3 protein-coding genes are annotated in these 3,321 nt (G+C 60.4%); 2 read left to right on the forward strand and 1 reads right to left on the reverse strand.

The window, feature by feature from the left end; all coding sequences use genetic code 11:
* A partial coding sequence (locus AC1DT3_RS15795; protein ID WP_477466194.1) for a hypothetical protein occupies window positions 1-592 on the reverse strand: 592 nt, incomplete at its 3' end.
* A 276-nt stretch (window positions 593-868) separates the two neighbouring features.
* Between AC1DT3_RS15795 and wecB the strand changes: the two genes are divergently transcribed.
* On the forward strand, window positions 869-2,026 hold the full coding sequence (wecB, locus tag AC1DT3_RS15800) for a non-hydrolyzing UDP-N-acetylglucosamine 2-epimerase (protein WP_477466195.1): 1,158 nt from the start codon (window positions 869-871) through the stop codon (window positions 2,024-2,026).
* A 65-nt stretch (window positions 2,027-2,091) separates the two neighbouring features.
* On the forward strand, window positions 2,092-3,321 hold a 1,230-nt coding region (locus AC1DT3_RS15805), incomplete at its 3' end, for a cellulose biosynthesis cyclic di-GMP-binding regulatory protein BcsB (protein WP_477466196.1).

Here is a 3,321-nt window from a genome sequence, read left to right on the forward strand (position 1 = left end):
GGGCATTGTGCATCATCATGCGGCCTCGACCGTCGAGAAGCGCCGCAGGCAGACCAAGCGACGTAAGCGCCTCCAAGACGGGAACCGCGCTCTTCGCAGCAACCGGACCGGACAGGCGCGCCGCCCTCGCTAGGTGAGGTTGCAGGCGCTCGAGGATTAGAGAGGTCGAACGATCGAGAGGACCCGATTCATCGGATCGGGTCAACAGGATGGCGATGTCATCCGTGCCGGCCGGAATGAGGGCGCCTCCGATCGAGGCGAACGGCCCCGTCGGTAGCGTCTCCGAAGAACCGAGTTCGTCTGTCTCCGGTCGCTCCAGAACCGCAAAACGCGGTTCCAACCGTGAGAAGAGGGTACTCACTCCGTCAGGGCAGCGTTTCTGGATGAGTTCGATCCAGATCGCGGCATCCCGTTCGATCTCTGGCGATGCCACCCAGTAGAGGAAGCCGTCCCTGTACGACACCATCAAGGCGCCTGAGCAATCGGTCGCGCTGGCGAGGTCTTTGAGGAAAATGCGCCAATCGAGAAGTCCGGTCGTCGCTTCGTAGATACGCTCCGTGAGCGCTTCCACCTCGGGCGAAATGTCGATCATCCGAAAACCCCGATCGCGACCGCAACAAGTTCCCGATCGCGCAACTGCATAGGCAAAATTGTCCGATTGGGCAAATTTTCCGATGATGTTTGAAACAACATTTCCAAATCTAATCGTAACGATCTAACAAATGGCCGAGTCGCTGTGAAAAAAATCGCAAATCCTCCCCCTGTAGGGTGAGGTGTCCAGAGTCGAATACGTGTACCGCACCACAGTCTTACTGAGTTAACTCTACGTTAAACGTAGAACATTATACCATATAAGGCTCTGTCGGCAATGCGAGTACTTTCTGTTTTTGGCACGCGCCCCGAAGCGATCAAGATGGCGCCGCTTGTCGAGGCATTGCGGAGGCGGGCCGACGTGACTTCGCTTGTCTGCGTCACCGGACAGCACCGCGAAATGCTCGACCAAGTGTTGCGCAATTTCCAGATTCAGCCTGACTTCGATCTCAAACTGATGGTGAAAAACCAAGGTCTCAACGACTTGATGGCGCGCACGTCGGTCGCGATCGATTCCATTTACGTCGATGTAAAGCCGGATCGCGTCCTTGTGCACGGGGATACCACGACCGCGATGAGCGCCGCTCTCGCCGCGTTTCATCGGCGTATCCCTGTCGGGCACGTGGAAGCAGGATTGCGAACCTACAACTTGTCGCACCCATGGCCTGAAGAGATGAACAGGAGGGTCGTCGACGTTGTGTCGGATCTCCTTTTCGCGCCTACCATGGAATCCAGGGCGAACCTGTTGGGAGAGCGCCTCGGCGGACGTGTCATCGTCACCGGCAACACGGTCATCGACGCGCTGATGTTGACGCTTTCGCGCATCGACGGAGATGCGTCTCTTCAAACTCGGTTGGATGAGCAATTCTCATTCCTGGATGCGAGCCGCAAGTTGCTCCTCGTCACCGGACATCGGCGCGAAAACCTCGGTTCGGGGTTGACCAGCATCTGCGCCGCCCTGCGTCGCCTCTCCGGGCGTCCCGATATCCAAATCGTCTATCCCGTGCATCTCAATCCGAACGTCAGCCACGCTGTTCGAAGTGCGCTCGCGGGACTGCCGAACGTCCACCTCATCGATCCTCTCGATTACGTGCCGTTCGTCTATCTCATGCGCCGCGCACACGTGATCATGACGGATTCCGGCGGCGTTCAGGAAGAAGCACCGGCGCTCGGCAAGCCAGTTCTCGTGACGCGGGAGGTCACGGAGCGACCGGAGGCCGTTACTGCCGGTACGGTTCAACTGGTTGGAACCGATGAAGCCACCATCGTGACTTCGGTCACGAATCTGTACGATCGGCCAGCCGTCTACGGAAATTTCGCACGCCGCCTGAACCCCTATGGTGATGGCAAGGCGTGTGATCGCATCGTCGCCGCCCTCATGGGCGAGCCTGTCGACGAATTCGTTGGAACCTCTCCCCAGGATCTCGCCGCCTGATCGCAACCGAGCCGGCTCCTCACTTTCGCGACGTGGCCGCACGACGACACCTCATGGAAATACGAATGACATCGAATATTCTTGCACTTCTGCGTCTGGAGATCCGTTCCGGCTGCTTGGCTGTCCTCCCGGTGCTTGTCGTCACACCGCTTGCCGCACAAGGTGAAGCGCCGCGCGATGCGGCCTCGCTCTTCAAGCAGATGGCAGGCGAGCGAACGGTAACGCGCGAGATCACGCTCGCCGATCTCGGCTTCACTGGCCCGTCCGTACTCGGTTCCATGGATGGACGTCGCGATATCTATTTTCCCGTTCCGGCCAATGTCCGGATCTCCGATGCGACACTCAAGATTGCCGGCAAGTATCTGCGCGCCGACGGAGGTCGCACGACCCTTCTCGTCTCGCTCGATGGCTATCCGGTTGCGGCGCGTGTCCCCGATCAGACCGAGGGGCCGATCGATATCGCCATGGGTGTGGACGGAAGCCCGCGCTCGACAGGCTTTGTGCGATTGAACCTCGCATGGTCATCCGTCGTCAGCGACAATCTTTGCGCAGACGAGCGCTCGATTGGAAATGTTGCTGAGATCGCCGCGACGACGCGGTTCACGTACCGCTTCGATCGCGACGCGGTGCGCGATCTGACGACCGCGTGGTCAGCGCTTCCGCGCTTCCCGACCGTGCTCGTTTCGCGCCGCAAGCTTTCAGCCGAGTCCTTCGATGCGGCTTGGCGGGTGGGCGCTGCCCTCGAACAGGCCGGAAAACACCCGAAGGTCACCGCGCTCCCTGCAATTGGCGACGCGATCAACCTGACCGGCATCAAGGTGCCCGACGTTCTTCTCGGCCTTCCCGCCTTCCAAGCGCTGGCAGGGCGCGAAAGCCATGTCGTGCGGGATGCGGCCGAGGTGGCAGCTGTGCTCCTTCTTCAATCCGGGCGCCTCAAGGCTGATGTCGTCATCGCGGATTCGGCGTTGTCCGACGATATCAACGCGGCCCTGGACGCTCTGTCGGCACAGGCCAAGTCGGTCGGCGGCGATACCGCGGCCGCTTTCGACGCATGGCGTGCGCAAGCTTTCAAAGGCCTCGCCGACATCGAGGGCGGCGACAGCATTCGGTTGGCAAATGTCGCTAATCAGCAGGTGGTTGCCGTGGCTCCCGGCGCGGCCGGCAAGGCGGCCGAACTTTTCCATTCGTTGTGGCGCCGGGCAGTCGGAACCTCGTCCGCGATCACGCTCAATACTGTCGCGATGCCGAAGACGGACACGTCGAGCGTTCCCTTCGCGCAACTTGGTGGCGTGTCC

The sequence above is a fragment of the Microvirga sp. P4_G7 genome (assembly GCF_056401005.1).

What these genes read in the sequence shown, in the direction of transcription:
- wecB (WP_477466195.1), top strand. Translation starts at nt 869, where the DNA reads ATGCGAGTACTTTCTGTTTTTGGCACGCGCCCCGAAGCGATCAAGATG.